Origin of the sequence: Streptomyces sp. ISL-43 (genome assembly GCF_018614195.1) — a bacterium.
Lineage (GTDB): Bacteria > Actinomycetota > Actinomycetes > Streptomycetales > Streptomycetaceae > Streptomyces.
In genome coordinates this window covers 11,709-31,336 of sequence record NZ_JAGGOT010000021.1, presented here as the reverse complement: position 1 = coordinate 31,336, position 19,628 = coordinate 11,709, and the positions used below count along the sequence as shown (strand labels likewise).

Here is a 19,628-nt window from a genome sequence, read left to right as displayed (position 1 = left end):
ACCAGCACCGTGCCGTGGTCGGCAAGGTCAAGACGGTCAGCGTCAAGCGCGAGGGCCGTAAGTGGTTCGTCGTGCTGACCGCCGAGCAGGAGCAGCCCGAGCCCCTGCCCGCGACCGGGTCCGTGGTCGGCATCGACCTGGGAATCGCGAACTTCCTCGCCGACTCGAACGGGACTTTCGTCCCCAACCCGCGCCACGGCCCCGCCAACGCGAACCGGCTCGCTGCCGCACAGCAGGCCCTGAGCAAGTTCCCCCGCGTCCGCCGCGACAAGCGCACCGCGAACCACCGCCGGGCCGTCGAGAAGGTCGCCAAGCTGCACGGCAAGGTCCGGCGTCAGCGTCTCGACCACGCGCACAAGACCGCGCTCGACCTGGTCCGCGAACACGACTTCATCGCGCATGAAGACCTCAAGATCCGCAACATGGTCAAGACCGTCGCGCCGAAGCCCGACCCCGAGCAGCCGGGCAGTTTCCTGCCCAACGGGGCCACCGCCAAGACCGGCCTGAACCGCTCGATCTCTGATGCCGGATGGGGGGTGTTCCTCGCGATCCTGAACGCAAAGGCTGAGAGTGCCGGGCGGGAAGTGATCGCCGTGGACCCCCGCAACACCTCCCGGCGGTGCCCCGAATGCGGGCACACCGCCAAGGAGAACCGGCCCACACAGGACAAGTTCCACTGCGTTGCCTGCGGCCACCTGGCGCACGCGGACACGGTGGGCGCTGTCAACGTTCTACGGGCCGGGCTGGTCCGTCGCGAGCCTCAACCGGCATAGCGAGAAGCCCCTTCTTTAGGAGGGGGAGGAGTCACGTACTTGGCGATCTCGTTGCACCAGCCCGGCAGCGACGCGCTGCCCAGCATGTCGTCGTTGCCGAAGCGCATCAGCAGCGCGGCGGCGGGCAGCACGGCGATCGGCAGCATCAGGCTGCGGCCGAGGCGCTGCATGACCGCCATCACGGTCGAGCTCTTCTTGGCAGACGTGGCCGTCTGCTCGGCTGTACTCACGTTGCTTCCTCCAGAGGAAACGGGGTGTGTTGCCAAGGCGGGCAGCGCTTGTGTGGGCTGGGCAACAGCGTTGGAAAATGCGCTATTTGCAGCGCGATGTTCCAGTTGTAACACGGTTAAAACCGCATAAACCCACAGTCTGACGGACTGTGGACCTATGGCCTGGAGGGTGGGGGCGAAGGCCCCTTGGAACGGGTGTCTTCCGGCGTTGTCACAGGGGCCGGGTACCTTTCCGGCGTGACGGAACTGAAGATCATCGGTGGGGATGCGACGAGTCCGCAGGCCAAGGGGCCGAAGATCATCGCGCATGTCTGCAACGACCTCGGAGGCTGGGGAAAGGGGTTCGTCCTCGCGCTCTCGAAGCGCTGGACCGAGCCGGAGGCCGAGTACCGGGCCTGGCACCGGGGCCGCAGCGGGAACGGCTTCGGCCTCGGGGCAGTGCAGCTCGTCCGGGTCGGCCCGGACACCTGGGTCGCGAACATGGTGGGTCAGCGCGGCATGCGCACCGGAAGCGGCGGCCCGCCCGTCCGCTACGAGGCGATCGAGCGCTGCCTCGCCACGCTGGCAGGCCACGCCGCCGAACTGGGGGCCTCCGTCCACATGCCCCGCATCGGCTGCGGCCTCGCCGGCGGCAAGTGGTCACGCGTCGAGCCGCTGGTCCTGGAGCAGCTGTGCGCGAAGGGCGTGCCCGTCACGGTGTACGACTTCGACTGAAGCGGGCTGTCAGCGCTCGATGATGACCAGCGGGATCTCCCGGGGCGCGGCCGCCGCCTGGTGGTCCTCGTAGGCGGGCCACAGGGCCGTCATGACCTCCCAGTACATCTCCCGCTCCTCCGCGGTCGCCGTCCGCGCGCGGGCCTGCGCGGTCAGGGCGCCGACCTGGACGCGGACCTCGGGGCGCACGGTGAGGTTCCGGTACCAGGAGGGGATGCCCCCGGGGCCGTCCGCGGCGGTCGCCAGGACGATGTGGCGGGCGCCGTCCCTCCCGTAGATCAGCGGGGTGCGCACGGCCCGGCCGGAGATCCGGTCGACCGTGGTCAGCAGCAGCGTCGGGACACCGCGCCAGAGGTGGCCGTCGGCGCCGGAGGTGTCGACGTAGGCGCGTACGTGCGCCAGGGGCAGGCCGGGCGGTGGGTCGGCCGGGTGGTCCCAGTCGACGGCGGCGGGGGTGTCGGTCGTCTGCATCGTGCGTCGTCCTTCGGATCGGCCCCCTGTGCGGCTAACGAGCATCCACCGATTCTGGATGCGGCCGGTCCGCGCCGCACGCCGGTCGGGACGGGGGGCCGCTCGGCCGCCGCTCCCCGTCCCGCCCTTCCACCATCCCCGGACCTCCGTCCGGGGGACCCCGGCCGGGGTCCCGGCCCCGCACTGCGTTCCGGCTACGGAAGGTAGCGTTCGAGGGCCTTCGCGCCTTCCTTCTCGATCAGCTTGCGCGCCCTTTCGAGCCGCTCCGGAGTCGGCTCCTGGCCGCGCGCCATCACGAGGTCCTCAGGGTCGTACGGGCGTTCCGAACCGGTGTAGAGATGGGCCGGACGCTGGGGCTGCTGGGGCTGCTGGTCCGATTCACTGGCCATCGCGTACCTCCTGTGGGTTCCCCCTGGCCCCATACTCCGCGCCTCAGGGGTTGATCGCCAGCAGTGCGGTCAGCGCGACGATCCCGCCGCAGATGCCGAGGTTGACGATCTTGTGCTCCCAGAACACCGCCACGAACTCGCGGATGGTCGCGCTCGGCCAGAAGTACTTCGCCGTCGGCGAGCCCAGGACCTGCCCGTTCACCCCGGCCTTGCGGGCCGTCATCGCGGCGCGGAAGGCGTGGAAGTTGTTGGTGACCACCACGCAGCGGTACGAGGGGTCCCCGGCCAGCATGATCTCGCGGCTGAATTCGAGGTTCTGCTCGGTCGTGCGGGAGCGGTCCTCCACCCGCAGGTGCTCCCGGGGCACGCCCTGCGCGATCAGCCAGTCGGCCATCGCCCGCGCTTCCGCGAGCTTCTCGTCCGTCCCCTTGCCGCCCGAGGTGAGCAGCAGCGGCGCCCGGCCGCCCCGCGCGATCTGGGCGTCGTGGATCTCCTGCCCCTTGCGCAGCCGCGAGGCCAGCAGCGGCGGGACCCGCTCGCCGCCGATGAGGCCGGAGCCGAGCATCACCACGTAGTCGACGTCCCCGCGCACCTTGATCCGGCCGTAGAGGAAGGCGTAGGCGAGGAAGCAGAGGAAGAGGAAGGAGACGTACCCGGCGAGGAGGACCACGCCCGCGACCACGGCGTCGAGCAGGCCGGAGCCCTGGCTGCCCAGGGTCAGGACGAAGGCGATCAGGGCGAAGATCCCCACCCCCGCCATGAAGGAGAGCAGGTTGGCCGGCCGGCGCCCCTCCTTGCGGACCATCGTCAGGCCGTTGCCGATCAGGAAGACGCCGAGCGCGAGCGTGCCGAGGGCGGGGACGAGGAGGACCGTCGCGACGATGGCCGCGCCGAGGCCGTGGGGCAGGTCCGGGACCAGGGTGAGCAGGCCGAGCGACAGGAACATGACGGTGAGGCCCAGGTAGACCGCGTTGCGGAAGCGCCGGCGGTCCTCCCGGACGCTCACGCCGAAGAGGACGAGAAAGAAGGCGGCAGGGACAAAGGCGACCATGTCGCCATCGTAGGCGGCACGCCTCGAACGGCTGGTCGGTTTTCCGCCGGGTCCGGCACGATCCGCGAGCGGGGCCGGCGATGCGTCGACGACAGGACTCAGCGGCCCCGGTGCGGCGTGCGGCGCACGGACCGCCCGGCCAGGACGTCGGTCCTGCGCCCGTCCCGCATCACGAACCGCCCGTCGATCAGGACGTGCGGGATCCCGGTCGGCAGCGCGCGCGGACGCTCGTACGTCGACCCGGCCGCGACCGTCCGCGGATCGAAGAGGACGAGGTCCGCGCGGTGGCCCACCGTGACGGTCCCCCGGTCGGGCAGGCGCAGCCGGGCCGCCGGGCGGCCCGACAGGTGGGCGACGCACTCCTCCAGGGACAGGACGCCCAGCTCGCGCACGTAGTGCCCGAGGTAGTGCGGGAAGGTGCCGTAGGCCCGGGGGTGCGGTTTCGCGCCCTGCAGGATGCCGTCCGAGCCGCCCGTGTGGACCGGGTGGCGCATGATCGCCCGTACGTTCTCCTCGTGCCCGACGTGCTGCAGGATGCTCGGGCCGAGCCGGTCGCCCAGCAGCAGCCGCCGGGCGGTGTCCCAGTCGCGGACGCGCGTGCCGACGTGCGACCCGTAGGCCGGATCGGTGGTCCCGGCGATCTCGATCGTGGACCAGTCGACGGGCACGCCGTGGCAGCCGTCGGCGCCCTCCACCTCCAGCGCGTACCGGATCCGCTCGGCCGCGGCGTCGTCGCGCAGACGCGCGAGGACCGCCTCGGGACCGCCCTCGTTGGCCCAGCTGGGCAGCAGGGCGACCAGGGTGGTGCAGCCGGGGGTGTACGGGTAGCTGTCGAGGCTGATGTCGGCGCCGTCGGCCAGGGCCCGGTCGAGGAGGGCGAGCAGCTCGGGGGCGCGGCCCCGGTTCTCGCCGAAGTTCATCGTGGCGTGCGCCAGGTGCAGGGCGCAGCCGGCCTCGCGGGTCAGCTCGACCATCTCGGCGTAGGCGGCGAGCGCGCCGCGGCCGTAGGAGCGGTGGTGCGGGCAGTAGTAGCCGCCGTACGCCGCCACCACGCGGCACAGCTCGGTCAGCTCGGCGCCCGACGCGTACATGCCCGGGGTGTAGGTGAGGCCGGAGGACATGCCTACGGCGCCCTGCGCGAGGCCCTCGGCGACCAGGGCGCGCATCCGTTCCAGCTCGGCGGGGGTCGCGGGACGGTCGCCCCAGCCGACCGCGCAGGCGCGGACGGTGCCCTGGGGGACGAGGTAGGCGGCGTTGACGGCGATGCCCTGCGCGTCGAGGCGGTCGAGGTAGCCGCCCACGTCCCGCCAGGTGAAGTCGATGTCATCGCCCGTGCCGTTCCAGCCGGCGATGGCGGCCCGCACCTCGGTCAGGGTCCGGTCGTCGGCGGGCGCGTAGGACAAGCCGTCCTGGCCGAGGACTTCGAGGGTCACGCCCTGGGCGGCCTTCGCGCTGTGGTCCGGGTCGCGGAGCAGGGCGAGGTCGCTGTGGGCGTGCATGTCGACGAAGCCGGGCGCGAGGACCAGGCCGTCGGCGTCGAGGGTCTGCCGCCCGCCGCCGAGCCTGCCGATCTCGGCGATGCGGCCCTCGTGGATCCCGACGTCGGCAGTGTAGGAGGGCCCGCCCGTGCCGTCGACGACGCGGGCCCCGCGGATGACCAGGTCCATGTTTTCGGATCGATGCCTTAGAAGAACGTCCGGACGTAGTCGCCGACCGTGCCGTCGGCCTCCACGACCGGGATGAGCGGCCACTTCTCGAAGATCGTGCAGGGGTGGGACATGCCGAGCGCCACCCAGTCGCCGACGTTCAGGTCGTCGGCGGAGTCCGTCTCCAGCCAGGTGTGCTGGTCGGAGAGCTTGACGACGCGGACGCCCGGGGCCGGGCGCTCGGCCCCGCCGGCGCCGTCGAGGGGGTTGCGCACGAGCTCGACCTCGGGGAGCCCGAGGTCGTAGGCGATGTCGCGCTTGCCGGCGTTGACGAACGCCTGGGTGGGGGAGGGCCGGGAGACCACCTGCGCCCAGAGCCGGAAGGCGGGGCGCAGGCCGCCCTCCTCGGGGATCCGGTTGAAGGGGGTCAGGCGGGTGTACCAGCCGTGGTCGTGGGAGACGTACGCGCCCGAGCGCAACAGCTTGAGCGTGGGCCGGGACAGCTCCGGGAGCTCGGCGAACACGTCGGCGACCGCGTCGAACCAGGCGGAGCCGCCGGCACTGACGACGATCTCCCCCGCATCGGCGAACCGCCCCGCCTTGTCGAACTCGACGGCCAGCGAGGTGAGCCGCCGCAGGTACGCGTGCACGGACTCCGGTTCGGCGCCGGGCACTTCGGCCTCGTAGCCGGCGACGCCGACGAGGCGCAGCGTGTCGACCCGCGCCACGGCGTCGGCGACGGCCCGGCAGTCGTCGTCACTGCGGGCCCCCGTGCGGGCGCCCTCGCCGGCGCCGAGCTCGACGACCACCTCGACGCGCTGGGGCCGGCCCTGGAGGGCCCGGTCCATGAGTTCGACCCCGCGCACGGAGTCCACGTAGCAGACGAACCGGAAGCCGGGGTCGGCGGCGAGCTCCGCGGCGACCCAGCGCAGGGCGGCGGCGTCGACCAGCTCGTTGGCGAGGAAGATGCGCTGGATGCCGAAGGCGCGGTAGACGCGCGCCTGGTGGGGTACGGCGGCGGTGATGCCCCACGCGCCGTGGGCGAGCTGACGGTGGAACAGCTGGGGTGCCATGCAGGTCTTGCCGTGCGGGGCGAAGGCGAGCCCGTGGCGCTCGGCGTACGTGCCGAGTGCGGCGAGGTTGTGGTTCAGCGCGTCGGCGTCGAGGGTGAGCACGGGCGTGGTGAACCCGCCGGTGTACAGGTTCCGCTGCTGGGCGGCGAGCTGACCGACGGTGAGGCCCGCGTGCTCGGCGTCCGGGGGGAGTCCCTTGAACCGGTGGTCGACCGGTTCCTGGGCGAGGGCCTGGACGGGGTCGCTGGGCATGTACGTGCCTCCGGGGCGTCGCGGTTGTTGCGGGGAGCGCAATGGTCGTTGCATGTGCCGCTGCATGCTGTCTAACATCCCGCATGACGGCGGGTCAACGGGGCCCACGGCACCCGCAGGACGGCACACGGAGGTACGCGGCGTGAGCCAGTCGGTGGAGCGGGCGCTCCGGATCCTGCCTGCCCTGGCCAAGGGCCCGGCCGGGCTCGGTGATGTCGCCGAGGTGCTCGGCGTGCACAAGAGCACCGCGCTGCGGCTGCTGCGGACCCTGCACGAGCACGGCTTCGTCTACCGGCAGGGCGACGGGCGCTACCGGCTCGGAGCCGCCCTCTTCGCGCTGGCCGCCGAGTCCATCGAGAACCTCGACGTGCGGGACATCGCGCATCCGCACCTCGTCGAACTCAACCGGATCACCGGGCACACCGTCCACCTCGCGCTCCACCAGGACGACGAGGTCGTCTACATCGACAAGGTCGACAGCCGCTATCCGGTGCGGATGTACTCGCGCATCGGCCGGCCCGTGCCCCTGACCGTCGCCGCGGTGGCCAAGCTGCTGATCGCCGACCTGCCGCAGGAGGAGCGCCGAGCCCTCGCGCTGCGCATCGACTACCCGGCGTACACCCCCCGCTCCACCCCTGACGCGGCCGCGTACCTCCGCGAGCTGGACCTCGTACGCGCGCAGGGGTGGGCCACCGACCTCGGCGGGCACGAGGAGGCGCTGAACTGCCTCGCCGCCCCCATCCGCGGCCCCGGAGGACGCGTGGTCGCCGCGATGTCCGTCTCCGCCCCCGGGGTGGTCCTCTCCGCCGAAGGGCTGCTCGAACTGCTCCCGCTCGTCCGGCAGACCGCCGACGCCATCGGCCGCGAGTACTCAGGCTCGGGCCCCGAACAGGAAGACCGGCCATGACCGACAGGACCGCCATCACCCCCGACACCCACACCGCGCCGCCCGCGAAGTTCTCGCACGGCGTGCGCAAGGGCAACATCCTCCAGGTCGCCGGCCAGGTCGGCTTCCTGCCGCACGTGGACGGGCAGCCGCCCACCCCCGCCGGGCCGACGCTGCGCGAGCAGACGCTCCAGACCCTGGAGAACGTCCGCTCCGTCCTGGAGGCCGGCGGCGCGAGCTGGGACGACGCGATGATGATCCGCGTCTACCTCACCGACACCGGCCACTTCGACGAGATGAACGACATCTACAACGCCTACTTCGAGGAGCAGGGCCTCAAAGAGGCCCCGGCGGCCCGTACCACCGTGTACGTCGGCCTCCCGGGCGGGCTGCTGATCGAGATCGACGCCCTCGCGGTGCTCGGATAGCAGCGCAACGGCGGCGCCCGACTCCGGGCGCCGCCACGGGGTTCCGGCGCGTCGGGCGAGCCGGACATTGGGTACCCTCGCGGTTGACTTCGGGGCGTCGGCGGGAGCTGGATCGCCGCTAGCAGGGGGATGGTTCCTTATGGGCAGTGCACCTTCGGCCGACTTCTTCCAACCGCTCAAGGCGGACGACCCGGCCGTCGTGGGCGGCTACCGGCTGGCGGCGGTGCTGGGCGCGGGCGGCATGGGCAAGGTGTACCTCTCCTACACGCCGGGCGGCCGGCCCATCGCCATCAAGGTGATCCGGGCCGAGTTCGGCGAGGACCCCGAGTTCCGGCGGCGCTTCCAGCAGGAGGTACGGTCCGCGCAGCGGGTCCAGGGCCTCTACACGGCGCCGGTCATCGACTCGGACACCGAGGGCTCCCAGCCCTGGCTGGCCACCGCCTACGTGCCGGGCCCCTCGCTCGCGCACGCCGTGGCCCGGCACGGTGGACTGCCGTCGAGCAGCGTGCTGTTGCTGACCGTCGGGGTCGCCGAGGCCCTCCACGTCATCCATGGCGCGGGCATCGTCCACCGCGACCTGAAGCCCGCCAACGTCCTGCTCGCCTCCGACGGCCCGCGCGTCATCGACTTCGGCATCGCCCGGGCGGCCGACAGCACCGCCCTGACCAGCACCGGCGTCAGCGTCGGCACCCCGGCGTTCATGGCGCCCGAACAGGCGTCGGCGGGTACGGTCACCCCGGCCACCGACGTCTTCGCCCTCGGCCTGATCGCGGCCTTCGCCGCGACCGGGGCGTCCGTCTACGGCGACGGGCCCTCGCACGCGGTGCTCTACCGGATCGTGCACGAGGCCCCCGACCTCAGCGGCCTGAGCCCGCAGCTGCGGCCCGTGGTGACCCGCTGCCTCAGCCGCGACCCGGCCGACCGCCCGACCCTGAGCGAGATCATCGAGCTGTGCAACGAAGCCTCGGCCGTCCCGCTGCGCCAGGGCGAGGACTGGCTGCCGCGGGAGGTGGCCGGCTCCATCACCGAGCGGCTCCGACTGCCCGCCCCGGCGCCCACCCCGCCGCCGCAGCCGCCGACCGCGGCGCCGACCGAACGCTCCCCGCAGCCTCCGGCTCCGAGTGCGCCTCCGGCAGCCGCCGCCGCGCCCGCGTACACACCGACCGGCGTGGCCGCCGCGCCGACCCAGGCCGCTCCGGCCCAGCCCGCGCCGGGGACGGTGCCGCCCGGGTACCGGACGCCGCCCCCGCACGTGCAGTCCCCGCATGCGCAGTCCCCGTACCCGCAGCCGCAGTACCCGCAGCCCTCGTACCCGCAGCCGCAGCCGCAGCCGCAGCCGCAGTACCCGCAGCCCCAGTACACGCCCGGCTACAGCACGCCGCCGCCCTTCCACACCCAGGGATTCGCGCCGCCCGCGCCGCCCCGCCCCAAGCGGACGGGGCTGATCGTCGCCGGAGCCGTCGTGGCCGCGGTCATCGGGCTCGCGGTCATCGGGTCCCTGTTGCCGGACGGCAAGGGCAAGGCCGGCGACTCCAAGGCGTCCGGCGGCGGCCCGACCGGCAGCAGTGCTTCCTCGGGCGCCCAGAAGCGGGCCGACCCGCAGCCGGTCTCGTACCAGGGCATCGACGTGCCGCAGAACCACCAGCTGTTGTTCGCCGACAACCCGCCGCGCCCCGCCGAGGAGCCGAGCGGCGCAGGCGTGACGTACGGACACGGAGACCTCTACTACTACCGGGACACCCTGTTCGGGGAAGAGAGGTTCGGCACCGCGAACGGGAAGCTGGTCCTGCTGAACAACTCGGAGAAGGGCTCGCTGGAGACCTGCCGCGCCGTGACCCGCTTCACCGAGAAGGTCGGGCTCGACCAGCTCACGGACGGATCGCAGATCTGCGTGCTGAGCAAGGCCGGACACGTCGCGGTGGCGACCTACCGCGGCAAGTCGGGCGCGAACGAGCCGAGCATGTACATCAAGCTCGACCTCACGATCTGGCGCAATGCCGAGGACGTGCAGAAGGACTAGGAGGCGAAGGGGCGCCCCCCTGGCGGTGGGGCGCCCCGGCTCACTCACGGACCACTACGACTACGGGCAGTACTGCGCCTGCTTGCCGATCGAGCGGTACATGCAGTCCGCGTTCTCCAGCAGCTGGAGCACCGCGTCCTTGTTCCGCGCCGTCTCACGCTCGATGACCTCGTCCGGCGGGTAGAAGCCGCCGCCACCCGAACCGGTCGGGTACATCTCGAAGGTGTAGGCGAAGATCTTCTGGTTGCCCCACAGCCAGTCGTCGATCGTCCCGTCCGTGATGTACAGGTCGCTCGACTGCTCCGGCGTGTAGCCGTTGCTGGCCGCCATGCTGGTGCCGATCTTCTTGTACACGGCCAGGTCGTCGGCGGTCAGACCGGGTGCCGTGTCGTTGTACGTCCATCCGTACGGCCACAGCACGAGCTCGCTGTAGGTGTGGAAGTCGATGGCGGCCGTGATCTGCTGCTTGCCGCCGACCACGCGGCTTCGTACGAAGTCCGAGACCACCTTGACTTCGGGCGCCGACTCCGCGGCCGCGCCCCGGTAGGTCTCGGAGCTCTTGCTGCCGCTGGAGCCGCCGCAGCAGCCCCACTTGTAGTTCCAGTTGCGGTTCTCGTCCGTGCCGACGTACGAGGAGCCGGCGTTCGGCTGCCGGTTCTTGCGCCAGGAACGGTAGGAGCCGGAGGCGATGTCGTACTCGCCGCCGTCCGGGTTGAGGTCGGGGATGATCCAGATCTCGCGGCCGTTGACCATGTCGGTGACGCGCGAGTCCGTCCCGTACTTCGAACCGAACTCCTTGAGCAGGTAGAGGGCCATCTCGACCGTCAGGTGCTCACGGGCGTGCTGGTGGGCGGTGAAGAGGACCTCGGGCTCGGCCTCGTCGTTCGCAACGTTGTCACTGATCTTGATGGCGACGAGGTCCCGGCCCTGGTACGACTTCCCGATCACCTGCTTGCTCATGATCGAGGGGTACTGGGCGATGCGCTGGTTGATCTCCGCGTTCGCCTCGGCGTAGTTGTGGTAAAGCGCGTCCTTCGACGGGAAGTCGTTGACTCCGGCGGCGACGCCGCGCCCGTCGGAGCGGTCCGGCGGTCCGGGCAGCGCGGTCAGCTCGTAGCCGAGGGCGCGCAGCTTCTTGGCCTGCATGGTGTCGGCGCTGACGACGACCGAGCGGGCGTCCACCTCGTCGATGGAGACGCCGGTACGGAGCAGGGCGGTGCGTTCGGCCGCCGAGGCCGGGCCCTGGATCTCGTACTGGACGATCGCCTCGTCCTGGGTGGCGGTGGACGGGGTGGGTGGCGGGGCTGCCGTCGCGCTCAAGCCGTAGGCGGGTGCGCCGAGCGCGAGCGCGAGAAGGGCCGCCGTGATGGCGGCCCTTCGGCGGTGGTGGAGCCGCATGCGTTCTCCTGGGTGGGAGTGTGGGGTAGCCGTGCGGACGCGCACAGCGTGCTCTCGTGGCATGTCCGGGTCAAGAATCCGAATCAGCCAACAGGCTGTCGGGCAGCCACCCCCACACACCTACCTGCTACGGCAGGCTGTGGACCTTCGGACCCACCGCGTTGGACCAAGCGCTACCCGCCTTGGCGTCCCAGTTGGTCGACCAGGTCATCGCGCCGCGCAGGCCCGGGTAGGTCTTCGACGGCTTGAAGCTGCCGCAGCCCGTGCCCTTGGTCAGGCAGTCCAGCGCGTTGTTCACGATGGCCGGCGAGACGTAGCCGCTGCCCGCGCCGCTCGGGGAGGCCGGTACGCCGATGCCCACCTGCGAGGGGTCGAGGCCGCCCTCCAGCTGGATGCAGGCCAGCGCGGTGAGGAAGTCCACCGAGCCCTGTGCGTAGACGTTGCCGTCGCAGCCGTTCATCGAGCCGCTGTTGTAGTACTGCATGTTGACGACGGTCAGGATGTCCTTCACCGCGAGAGCCGTCTTGAAGTAGCCGCCCTGGGTCGACTGCATGTCGATGGTCTGCGGGGCCATCGTGAGGACGAACGAGGAGCCGGCCTTCGCCGCCAGCGCGCGCAGCGCCTGCGTCATGTAGGTCGGGTTCAGGCCGTTCTCCAGGTCGATGTCGATGCCGCTGAAGCCGTACTCCTGCATCAGCGCGTACGCGGAGTTCGCGAGGTTGGTCGCGGACGCCGAGTCGTTCACCGAGATGGTGCCCTTCTCGCCGCCGATGGAGAGGATGACGGACTTGCCAGCCGTCTTCTTCGCGGCGATGTCGGCCTTGAACTGGGCGACCGTGTAGCCGCCGAGGCCCGCCGAGTCGAGGTTGAAGGCGATGGCGCCGGGCGTGGTCGTGGCGTCGGCGAAGGAGACGGCGATGATGTCGTACTGCGAGGACACGTCGGAGATCTTCTGGACGGTCGCGCCGTTGTTGAAGTTCTGCCAGTAGCCGGTCAGCGCGTGCTTGGGCACCGCCGGGTTCGGGTTGCCGCCCCCGCCGCTCGTGGTCGTGCCGGTGACGGACGCCGCCTTCACGCTCTCGCCCGCCGCGTTGTACGCGCTCACCTGGAAGGAGTACGAGGTCGACGCGGCGAGGCCGGTGATCTGGGCGGAGGTGCCCGTCACCGTCCGGACGCGGACGCCGTCCTGGTACACGTGATAGCCGGCGGCTCCGCTGACCGCGTTCCACGAAAGGGTGAGCCCGCTGGCGCTCTGGCCGGAAACGGCGGTGCCGGCCGGGGCGCCCGGCACGGTCGGGGCGGGGTCGGTGCCGCCGCCGCCGTCGGGGCCGAAGACGCTGAACTCGTCTACGACGTAGCCCGGCTGGCCGTACCAGCCGTGGGTGTAGACGGTGACCTGGGTGGTGTTCGGGCCGGTGGTGAAGGTGGTGGACAGCTTCTGGAAGCCGCCGCCCGTGCCCGGCGTCCAAGTGGAGACGTCCTGGGTGCCGGTTCCGGTCGCGCCGAGGTACACGTACGACCCGTTGACCTGCTCGCTCAGCGTGTAGGTCGAATTCGGCTTGACCTTGACGCTCTGGCTGCAGCGGGCGTTGTCCTGGCCCGCCGGGGTGGCCTTGAGGGCGGCGGCGCCGGCGAAGACGGGGGAGGAGACGACCGCGCCGCTGCCGGAGGTACAGGTCCAGTCGGCGAGGCCGGACTCGAAGCCGCCGTTGCGGGCGACGTTGACGTCCGCGGCCTGGGCGGTGCCGGTGGCGAGGGCGGTCAGGGCGCCGGCGGTGAGCGTCACGGCGAGGGGGACGGCGAGGGAGCGTATGCGGTTCACGTGGGCTCCGGTGGGGGGAGAGGGGGATGTGAGGTACGCGTCCGGGGCAAGTGGGGTGCCCCACCGACAAGTTGGTCTAGTCCAATGTCCATGTCAAGAGTGTTTGCAATATGGCTTGAACCGATCGGCGCGGCGCACGGGTTCCGATCCCGGTTGTCCGGATTTCCCGCCACCTGTGACATGTGCTCGTGGCACAGGAATGGGGAAGCCCCTGCCCTGCCAGGGGGGACGCGGATATGGTGCTGGGGCAAGGGGGCAGAGGGTTGATCGTTTGCGGTCGCGCAGCGCGTGCGCGGCCGTGAGGGGATGTGCGGCGCGCGCCCGGAACCGTCTTCGGACGGACTCCCGGGTGGTGTGAACGTCCGCTGGGCATGGGGTGAACGGGGGGATGCGCGTGCCGACCGCCATTGCTGTCACCAGCGCCGATCTGGTGCTGCCGGCCCCGGACCGGCACACTCCGACGGCCATCGTGTTACCGCCGCCCCAGCAGATCGACCTGGAGGGCTCGCTCTCCCAGACGGCCGCCCTGCTGGAGCGCCACGGCCATCTCGTGGTCGTCGTACCACCCTGGCTCCCGGCCGCGACCGTCCGCCGGCTGTACACCGTACGGGCCATCCTGGAGACCGACCGGATGGCCCTCCTCGACATCGATCTCCCGCCGCTGGCCACCGCCCTGCTGGTACGTCAGCTGCGCCAGCTCAGCGTCTGCGACTTCAGCCCCGGCGTGCTCGCCTCCGCCGCCCGGCTGCTCTCCCACTACATCCACGCGGGCGCGCTGCTCGGCTCGGTCGCCAAGCTGGACCGGGTGCCGGTCGGGCTGGGCGCGCATGCCAAGTCGTGGTCGCCGAACGCGCAGTTCGCCGTCGTGGCCAACCCGGTCCCGCACCTGGTCAAGCTGGGGGTCTCGAAGGCTGCGGGCTCCTCGAAGCCCGCGGGCTCCGCGCTCTCCCGGCGCTCGTCCGGCGCCCACGGCGGCGGGGGCTCCGGTTCCGGTGCCGGAGCCCTGCCCCCCGGACCGGCGTTCGCCACCCACCTCACCTTCGCCCGGGGGCAGCTGGCCTCCGACTGGGTCGTCTCCGACCTGGCCCCCGCCTGGCAGGTCCAGGGCGTCATGGAGAATCCGCTGCCGGCCGACTCGCCCGCCTGGTGGGCCACGCCGAAGCTGGTCGAGTTCGCCGCCGCCATCCCGGACCCGTCCGTCCTCTACCAGCTCGTCGCCTCGGTCCGCCGCGAGGAGTGCCGCTGGTGCGGCTTCGAACTCATCGGCGACCGCTGCGGCTTCTGCGCGGCCCCGCTGACCGCGCCGCCACCGCCGCCCGCGCCGGCGGCGCGGCTCGCCCCCCGATCCAGATCCAGATCCTGACCGGCCCCGAACGAATCAAGAACGGCGAGGTAGTACGGCCATGAACTCACGCCAGCGCCGCGGCGTCATCCTGCTGCTCCTGTCGGTCCTGTGCGCCCTGGCCGCATTCGGCGGAGTCCTCGTGGTGATCGGCGACGTCAACTCCAAGGTCGGGGCCGAGGTCGTCGCCTACCGGGTGAAGGGCGACATAGCCCCGTACAGCCCGCTGGCGGCCGGGCAGTTCGAGGAGGTCACGGTCCCCCGGCGGTGGCTCTCGGCGACCGCCGTCACCGACCTCGGCCAGCTCAAGGACAAGATCGCGCTCACCACCCTGCGCAAGGGCTCGCTGCTGCAGACGGACATGTTCGTCGACCGGCCGCAGCTCCAGCCGGGCGAGCAGGAGATCGCCATCATGATCGACGCGGCGACCGGCGTGGCCGGAAAGATCAACTCGGGCGCGAAGGTCAACATCCTCGCCACCTTCAAGGGGGCCAAGGACGGCGACCCGTCCCGCTCGGTGATCATCGTCGCGAACGCCCGCGTCATCAACGTCGGCAAGCTCACCCCCCTCGACAAGGACAGCGACAAGAAGGGCCCCGCCGAGGCCGTCCCGATCACCTTCGCCCTGAACACCAAGGACACCCAGCGCGTCGCGTACGCCGAGTCGTTCGCGGAGCACGTGCGCCTGGCCCTGGTGGCCCCCGGCACCGACTCGGCGCCCGGTCCGAACGACCGCACGTACACCCTCGACGGGGACAAGTGAGGCCCGGATGGCAACCCTGAGCACCCGAATCCTCCCCGCGGTCGGCGACCCGGAAGCCGCCCGCGTCATCGCCACCCTCCTCAGTCAGCTGCCCGGAGCCGAGCCGGCCGCCCCCGTGCCCGACTCCGCCTTCCTCCTCGACATGCTGGGCCGGCTCGCCGCGGAGTCACTCGACGACCTGCCCGAGGTGGTCCTCGTACACGAGCGGATCGGTCCGCTCCCCGCCCTGGAACTCATCCGCGAAGTCGCCCTGCGCTTCCCGGCGATCGGCGTCGTCCTCGTCACCTCGGACGCGAGCCCCGCGCTCTTCTCCGCCGCCATGGACTGCGGCGCGCGAGGCCTGGTCGGCCTCCCGCTCGCCTACGAGGAGCTCGCCGCCCGAGTCCAGGCCGCCGCCCAGTGGTCCGTGGGCGTACGCCGACACCTGGGCCGGGGCCCCGAGGTCTTCACCGGCCCGGGCGGCCGGGTCGTCACGGTCACCGGGGCCAAGGGCGGAGTCGGCGCCACCTTCACGGCGGTGCAGTTCGCACTGGCCGCGGCCGCCGCGGGACGGCGTACCGCACTGGTCGACATGGACCTCCAGGCCGGCGACGTCGGCTCGTACCTCGACGTGCAGTTCCGGCGCTCCATCGCCGACCTCGCCGGCATCCAGGACATCTCGCCGCGCGTCCTCCAGGACGCCGTGTACGACGACCGGACCGGCCTGGCCCTGCTGCTGGCCCCGGCCGACGGGGAGCGCGGCGAGGAGGTCGACGACCGGGCCGCCCGGCACATCGTCGCCGCGCTGCGCGCCCGCTACGAGCTCGTCGTCATCGACTGCGGCACCCAGGTCACGGGCGCCAACGCGGCGGCGGTCGAGACGGCGGACGTGGCGGTGCTCGTCACCACCCCGGACGTGGTCGCGGTGCGGGCGGCGAAGCGGATGGTCCGGATGTGGGAACGGCTCCAGGTCCGCAAGGCGGAGGACACCTCGGTGGTCGTCAACCGCTGGACCAAGCACACCGAGATCCAGCCCGCCCTGATCCAGAAGATCACGAAGACCAGGGCCGTACGGACCCCGGTGCCGGCCGCGTTCAAGGAACTCCAGGCAGTCGTGGACGCGGGGCGGGTACAGGACCTGGACAACAGGTCGACGGTGAAGCAGGCGCTGTGGACGGTGGCGGGGGAGCTGGGCCTGCTGGCACCGCCGGACGCGGAACCCGCCGCTTCCCCCGAGCAGCCCGGCGCCGCACTGGCGGTACGGACCTCCGGGCCCGTGGCCAGGCTGCGCGGCGGCGACCGGGGCGCGCTCGGGCCGTGGCTGCGGCGCGGCCGGGAGGGCTGAGCGGTGCCCGCGCGCAGACCCGTACGGGGTCGGGACCAGGGGCAGGTGGCGATCGAGTTCGTCGGCACGGTGCCGCTGATCCTGCTGCTCGTGGCGGCCGTGTGGGAGTGCGTACTGATCGGCTACGCCTTCTCGCTCGCCGGGAACGCGGCGGACGAGGCGGCGCGGGCTGGGGCGGTGAAGGGGGGCGCGGAGTGCCGGGCGGCGGCGGGCAAGTACATCGGGAGCACCTGGAGCATGTCCGTGGACTGCGGTGAGTCCGGGGACGTCTACAAGGCGACCGTCAACCTCAAGATCCCGGTGCTGTTCCCCGGGCTCGACTTCGGCTCGATCGACGGCACGGCCGCTGCGGCGATGGAGAGGGAGGAATGACGCCATGAGGCGGCGCGTCCACTCCGACCGGGGCCAAGTCGCCCTGGAATACATCGGCTTCATCCCCATCCTGCTCCTCGTCGCACTGTGCGGGATCCAGCTCGGCTGGGTCGCGTACGTCCACCAGCAGGCGCAGACGGCGGCGCGGACGGCGGCGCGGGTGGAGGCGCGAACGGGTGAGGGCGGAGAGGCGGCCGGACGGTCCGCGATCAGTGGGGGACTGGCAGAGACCGCTGACTTCGACTGGGCCAATTCGAGGGACGCCATCAAGGTCACCGTCACTCTCTCGGTCAACTCCGTCATCCCCGGCCTGTCCTTCGACAACGCCACGGCCACGGTGACCATGCCCAACGACGACCCGAAGGGGTGACGAGACCATGAGCCTGCGATCCCGGGTCAACACACCGGACGACCGCCACAGCCCACGCGAAGACGGCCGGCTCGTCTCCTCGTACCGCGCCAAGCTGCTGGAGGAGATCGACCTCGCGGAGATGTCCGCGCTCGCACCCGCCGAGCGCCGGGCGCGGCTCGAACGCGTACTCGGCCACATCATCAGCCGAGAGGGACCCGTCCTCTCCACCGTCGAGCGCTCCCAGCTCATCCGCCGCGTCGTGGACGAGGCGCTCGGCCTCGGTGTGCTCGAACCGCTCCTCGAAGACCCGACGATCTCGGAGATCATGGTCAACGGCCCCGACCAGATCTTCGTCGAACGCGCCGGCCGCGTGGAGCAGCTCCCGCTCCGCTTCGCCTCGCACGACCAGCTGATGCAGACCATCGAGCGGATCGTCTCCACCGTCAACCGGCGCGTGGACGAGGCCAATCCGATGGTCGACGCCCGCCTGCCCAGCGGCGAACGCGTCAACGTCATCATCCCGCCGCTGTCCCTGACCGGCGCCACCCTCACGATCCGCCGCTTCCCCAGGGCCTTCACCCTCCACGAGATGGTGGGTCTCGGCTCCCTGGACGAACAGATGCTCCTGCTCCTGTCCGGGCTGGTGGCGGCCAAGATGAACGTGATCGTCTCCGGCGCCACCGGCACCGGCAAGACCACCCTCCTCAACGCCCTCTCCGGCCTGATCCCGGAGGGCGAGCGGATCATCACCATCGAGGACTCGGCCGAACTCCAGCTCCAGCAGGCGCACGTCATCCGCCTCGAATCCCGCCCGGCGAACGTCGAAGGCAAGGGCCGGATCACCATCCGCGACCTGGTCCGCAACTCCCTGCGCATGCGCCCCGACCGCATCATCGTCGGCGAGGTCCGCGGCGGCGAGACGCTCGACATGCTCCAGGCGATGTCCACGGGCCACGACGGTTCCCTGGCCACCGTCCACGCGAACAGCTCGGAAGACGCGCTGACCCGTCTCCAGACCCTGGCCTCGATGTCGGAGGTCGAGATCCCCTTCGAGGCGCTCCAGGACCAGATCAACAGCGCGGTCAACGTCGTCGTGCAGCTGACCCGCTTCGGCGACGGCACGCGCCGCATCACCGAGATCGCCATCCTCGACTCGTACGGCCGCGAACCGTTCCGGGTCATCCCGGTCTGCCGCTTCGTACCGCAGCCGATGGGCGCGGACGGCCGCGTCCAGGGCTACTTCGCCTACTACCCCTTGCCGCGCCGCATCGCGGACCGCCTCTACATGAACAGCCAGCCGATCCCTCAGGCCTTCGGCGTGGCCCTGCCGGACGACGAACTCACCACGCGCACGATCAGCGGGACCGCCCTGTGAACCCATACGTCTCCCTCACCCTCGCCGCCACCCTGCTGGCCTGCCTCTTCGTGGTGTGGGGCGTCCACGCCTACGCCAAGGGCCGCGCGGAGCGTGCCGCCCTCATCGACCGCCTCTCGGCGAGCGGAGCCCCCGAGCCGCTGGGCCGCGTACGCCGCTTCCGCTCCCTGGACCGCCGCCTGCGGCGCACGCGGCTGGGCCGGCGCATCGAACTGAAGCTCGCGGCGACCGGCCTCGACGTCACCCCGGGCGAGTTCTTCGCGTACATGCTCATGTCGGTGGCGGCCGTCTGGCTGATAGCCGCCTCCTTCCTGGCCCCGTTCTTCGGCCCGGTCGCGGGCGCGATCGGCCTCTGGTCGGCCAACGCCTTCCTCAACTGGCACCGCACCCGGCGTACGGAGCGCTTCATCGGTCAACTCCCCGACCTGGCCCGCATCCTGGCCAACGCCACCCAGGCCGGTCTGGCCCTGCGCACGGCCATCGGCATCGCGGCGGAGGAACTCGAAGCCCCGGCGGGCGAGGAACTGGCCCGCGTCGCGGACCGGCTCGCGATCGGCCACTCCATCGACGAATCGCTGAGCGAGCTGACGGAGAGGCTCCCGTCCCGCGAACTGGTCGTCCTGGTCTCCACCCTCGTCCTGTCGGCGCGGGCGGGCGGCGCGATCGTGGGCAGCTTGCGGAACCTGACGGTGACGCTGGAGCAGCGCAAGGAGACGCGGCGGGAGATCCGGACGCAGCTGTCGCAGGTGACGGTTACGGCGTATCTGGTGCCGGCGATCGGGCTCGGGTCCCTGCTGCTGGTGAATGTGATGCTGCCCGGTGCACTGGACCGTATGACGGGCGCGCTTCTCGGCCAGACGGCCGTGCTGGTGTCCCTCGGTCTGTTCACGCTGGGCTTCGTACTGATCCGCCGTATGTCGAAGATCGACGTGTGAGGAGGCTGCCGT

General features: G+C 71.5%; 19 protein-coding genes and 1 pseudogene. 12 read left to right on the top strand and 8 right to left on the bottom strand.

Annotated elements, in window-relative coordinates; genetic code table 11:
* Positions 1-773: transposase (locus tag J7F03_RS12160; RefSeq protein WP_251071796.1), on the top strand; the 773-nt coding region annotated here is incomplete at its 5' end.
* A gap of 32 nt (positions 774-805) precedes the next feature.
* On the opposite strand, the pseudogene J7F03_RS40975 reads toward J7F03_RS12160, so the two are convergent.
* A pseudogene (locus tag J7F03_RS40975) lies at positions 806-1,003 on the bottom strand (PTS sugar transporter subunit IIA); the annotation flags it as partial.
* Positions 1,004-1,240: 237 nt separating this feature from the next.
* On the opposite strand from J7F03_RS40975, the gene J7F03_RS12150 reads away from it, so the two are divergent.
* Complete coding sequence (locus J7F03_RS12150; protein ID WP_214948739.1) at positions 1,241-1,717, top strand: macro domain-containing protein; 477 nt, start codon at positions 1,241-1,243, stop codon at positions 1,715-1,717.
* 9 nt (positions 1,718-1,726) lie between these two features.
* Here J7F03_RS12150 and J7F03_RS12145 read toward each other — a convergent pair whose 3' ends face one another.
* The 5 genes from J7F03_RS12145 to J7F03_RS12125 all read right to left on the bottom strand — a co-directional run bounded on the left by J7F03_RS12145 (position 1,727) and on the right by J7F03_RS12125 (position 6,599).
* Positions 1,727-2,188: a nitroreductase/quinone reductase family protein gene (locus J7F03_RS12145; RefSeq protein WP_251071795.1), complete on the bottom strand. Its 462-nt coding sequence runs from the start codon at positions 2,186-2,188 to the stop codon at positions 1,727-1,729.
* Positions 2,189-2,382: 194 nt separating this feature from the next.
* Positions 2,383-2,577 (bottom strand): hypothetical protein, encoded by a 195-nt coding sequence (locus J7F03_RS12140; protein ID WP_214948737.1) that lies wholly within the window; start codon positions 2,575-2,577, stop codon positions 2,383-2,385.
* Positions 2,578-2,620: 43 nt separating this feature from the next.
* The gene (locus J7F03_RS12135; RefSeq protein ID WP_214948736.1) at positions 2,621-3,628 is read right to left on the bottom strand and encodes a YdcF family protein; all 1,008 of its coding nucleotides are present in this window, start codon (positions 3,626-3,628) and stop codon (positions 2,621-2,623) included.
* 98 nt (positions 3,629-3,726) lie between these two features.
* A complete protein-coding gene (locus tag J7F03_RS12130) occupies positions 3,727-5,295 on the bottom strand; it encodes an amidohydrolase family protein (protein ID WP_214948735.1) in 1,569 nt (522 codons plus the stop codon).
* Between the two features lie 17 nt (positions 5,296-5,312).
* The gene (locus J7F03_RS12125; RefSeq protein WP_214948734.1) at positions 5,313-6,599 is read right to left on the bottom strand and encodes an amino acid deaminase; all 1,287 of its coding nucleotides are present in this window, start codon (positions 6,597-6,599) and stop codon (positions 5,313-5,315) included.
* 142 nt (positions 6,600-6,741) lie between these two features.
* Here J7F03_RS12125 and J7F03_RS12120 point away from each other — a divergent pair, with 142 nt between their 5' ends.
* The 3 genes from J7F03_RS12120 (at position 6,742) to J7F03_RS12110 (ending at position 9,933) form a co-directional block, all read left to right on the top strand.
* The gene (locus J7F03_RS12120) at positions 6,742-7,506 is read left to right on the top strand and encodes an IclR family transcriptional regulator (protein ID WP_214948733.1); all 765 of its coding nucleotides are present in this window, start codon (positions 6,742-6,744) and stop codon (positions 7,504-7,506) included.
* Positions 7,503-7,913, top strand: coding sequence for a RidA family protein (locus J7F03_RS12115; protein WP_214948732.1), 411 nt, complete (start codon positions 7,503-7,505; stop codon positions 7,911-7,913). Before J7F03_RS12120 ends, J7F03_RS12115 begins: the two co-directional genes overlap by 4 nt.
* 139 nt (positions 7,914-8,052) lie before the next feature.
* A complete protein-coding gene (locus tag J7F03_RS12110) occupies positions 8,053-9,933 on the top strand; it encodes a serine/threonine-protein kinase (RefSeq protein WP_214948731.1) in 1,881 nt (626 codons plus the stop codon).
* 60 nt (positions 9,934-9,993) lie between these two features.
* Here J7F03_RS12110 and J7F03_RS12105 read toward each other — a convergent pair whose 3' ends face one another.
* Both J7F03_RS12105 and J7F03_RS12100 read right to left on the bottom strand, forming a co-directional pair.
* Positions 9,994-11,331: a M14 family metallopeptidase gene (locus tag J7F03_RS12105; RefSeq protein ID WP_214948730.1), complete on the bottom strand. Its 1,338-nt coding sequence runs from the start codon at positions 11,329-11,331 to the stop codon at positions 9,994-9,996.
* A gap of 127 nt (positions 11,332-11,458) precedes the next feature.
* Entirely contained in the window at positions 11,459-13,153 is a 1,695-nt protein-coding gene (locus J7F03_RS12100; protein ID WP_214948729.1) for a chitinase, read from the bottom strand.
* Positions 13,154-13,541: 388 nt separating this feature from the next.
* Between J7F03_RS12100 and J7F03_RS12095 the strand changes: the two genes are divergently transcribed.
* From J7F03_RS12095 to J7F03_RS12065, 7 genes are read left to right on the top strand one after another with little or no spacing between them, the layout of a single operon-like run.
* Positions 13,542-14,516 (top strand): hypothetical protein, encoded by a 975-nt coding sequence (locus J7F03_RS12095; RefSeq protein ID WP_214948728.1) that lies wholly within the window; start codon positions 13,542-13,544, stop codon positions 14,514-14,516.
* Positions 14,517-14,556: 40 nt separating this feature from the next.
* Positions 14,557-15,258, top strand: coding sequence for a Flp pilus assembly protein CpaB (locus tag J7F03_RS12090; protein ID WP_214948727.1), 702 nt, complete (start codon positions 14,557-14,559; stop codon positions 15,256-15,258).
* A gap of 16 nt (positions 15,259-15,274) precedes the next feature.
* Positions 15,275-16,582: an AAA family ATPase gene (locus J7F03_RS12085; RefSeq protein ID WP_214948749.1), complete on the top strand. Its 1,308-nt coding sequence runs from the start codon at positions 15,275-15,277 to the stop codon at positions 16,580-16,582.
* Between the two features lie 3 nt (positions 16,583-16,585).
* A complete protein-coding gene (locus J7F03_RS12080) occupies positions 16,586-16,954 on the top strand; it encodes a TadE/TadG family type IV pilus assembly protein (protein ID WP_214948726.1) in 369 nt (122 codons plus the stop codon).
* 4 nt (positions 16,955-16,958) lie between these two features.
* Positions 16,959-17,324: a TadE/TadG family type IV pilus assembly protein gene (locus tag J7F03_RS12075; RefSeq protein WP_214948725.1), complete on the top strand. Its 366-nt coding sequence runs from the start codon at positions 16,959-16,961 to the stop codon at positions 17,322-17,324.
* A 7-nt stretch (positions 17,325-17,331) separates the two neighbouring features.
* Positions 17,332-18,681: a CpaF family protein gene (locus J7F03_RS12070; RefSeq protein ID WP_214948724.1), complete on the top strand. Its 1,350-nt coding sequence runs from the start codon at positions 17,332-17,334 to the stop codon at positions 18,679-18,681.
* Complete coding sequence (locus J7F03_RS12065) at positions 18,678-19,616, top strand: type II secretion system F family protein (protein WP_214948723.1); 939 nt, start codon at positions 18,678-18,680, stop codon at positions 19,614-19,616. The genes J7F03_RS12070 and J7F03_RS12065 overlap by 4 nt, the downstream gene beginning before the upstream one ends.
* Positions 19,617-19,628: the final 12 nt, after the last annotated feature.

What these genes read in the sequence shown, in the direction of transcription:
- J7F03_RS12110 (WP_214948731.1), top strand. Translation starts at nt 8,053, where the DNA reads ATGGGCAGTGCACCTTCGGCCGACTTCTTCCAACCGCTCAAGGCGGAC.
- J7F03_RS12105 (WP_214948730.1), bottom strand. Translation starts at nt 11,331, where the DNA reads ATGCGGCTCCACCACCGCCGAAGGGCCGCCATCACGGCGGCCCTTCTC.
- J7F03_RS12145 (WP_251071795.1), bottom strand. Translation starts at nt 2,188, where the DNA reads ATGCAGACGACCGACACCCCCGCCGCCGTCGACTGGGACCACCCGGCC.
- J7F03_RS12130 (WP_214948735.1), bottom strand. Translation starts at nt 5,295, where the DNA reads ATGGACCTGGTCATCCGCGGGGCCCGCGTCGTCGACGGCACGGGCGGG.
- J7F03_RS12115 (WP_214948732.1), top strand. Translation starts at nt 7,503, where the DNA reads ATGACCGACAGGACCGCCATCACCCCCGACACCCACACCGCGCCGCCC.
- J7F03_RS12095 (WP_214948728.1), top strand. Translation starts at nt 13,542, where the DNA reads ATGCGCGTGCCGACCGCCATTGCTGTCACCAGCGCCGATCTGGTGCTG.
- J7F03_RS12125 (WP_214948734.1), bottom strand. Translation starts at nt 6,599, where the DNA reads ATGCCCAGCGACCCCGTCCAGGCCCTCGCCCAGGAACCGGTCGACCAC.
- J7F03_RS12140 (WP_214948737.1), bottom strand. Translation starts at nt 2,577, where the DNA reads ATGGCCAGTGAATCGGACCAGCAGCCCCAGCAGCCCCAGCGTCCGGCC.
- J7F03_RS12070 (WP_214948724.1), top strand. Translation starts at nt 17,332, where the DNA reads ATGAGCCTGCGATCCCGGGTCAACACACCGGACGACCGCCACAGCCCA.
- J7F03_RS12090 (WP_214948727.1), top strand. Translation starts at nt 14,557, where the DNA reads ATGAACTCACGCCAGCGCCGCGGCGTCATCCTGCTGCTCCTGTCGGTC.
- J7F03_RS12075 (WP_214948725.1), top strand. Translation starts at nt 16,959, where the DNA reads ATGAGGCGGCGCGTCCACTCCGACCGGGGCCAAGTCGCCCTGGAATAC.
- J7F03_RS12135 (WP_214948736.1), bottom strand. Translation starts at nt 3,628, where the DNA reads ATGGTCGCCTTTGTCCCTGCCGCCTTCTTTCTCGTCCTCTTCGGCGTG.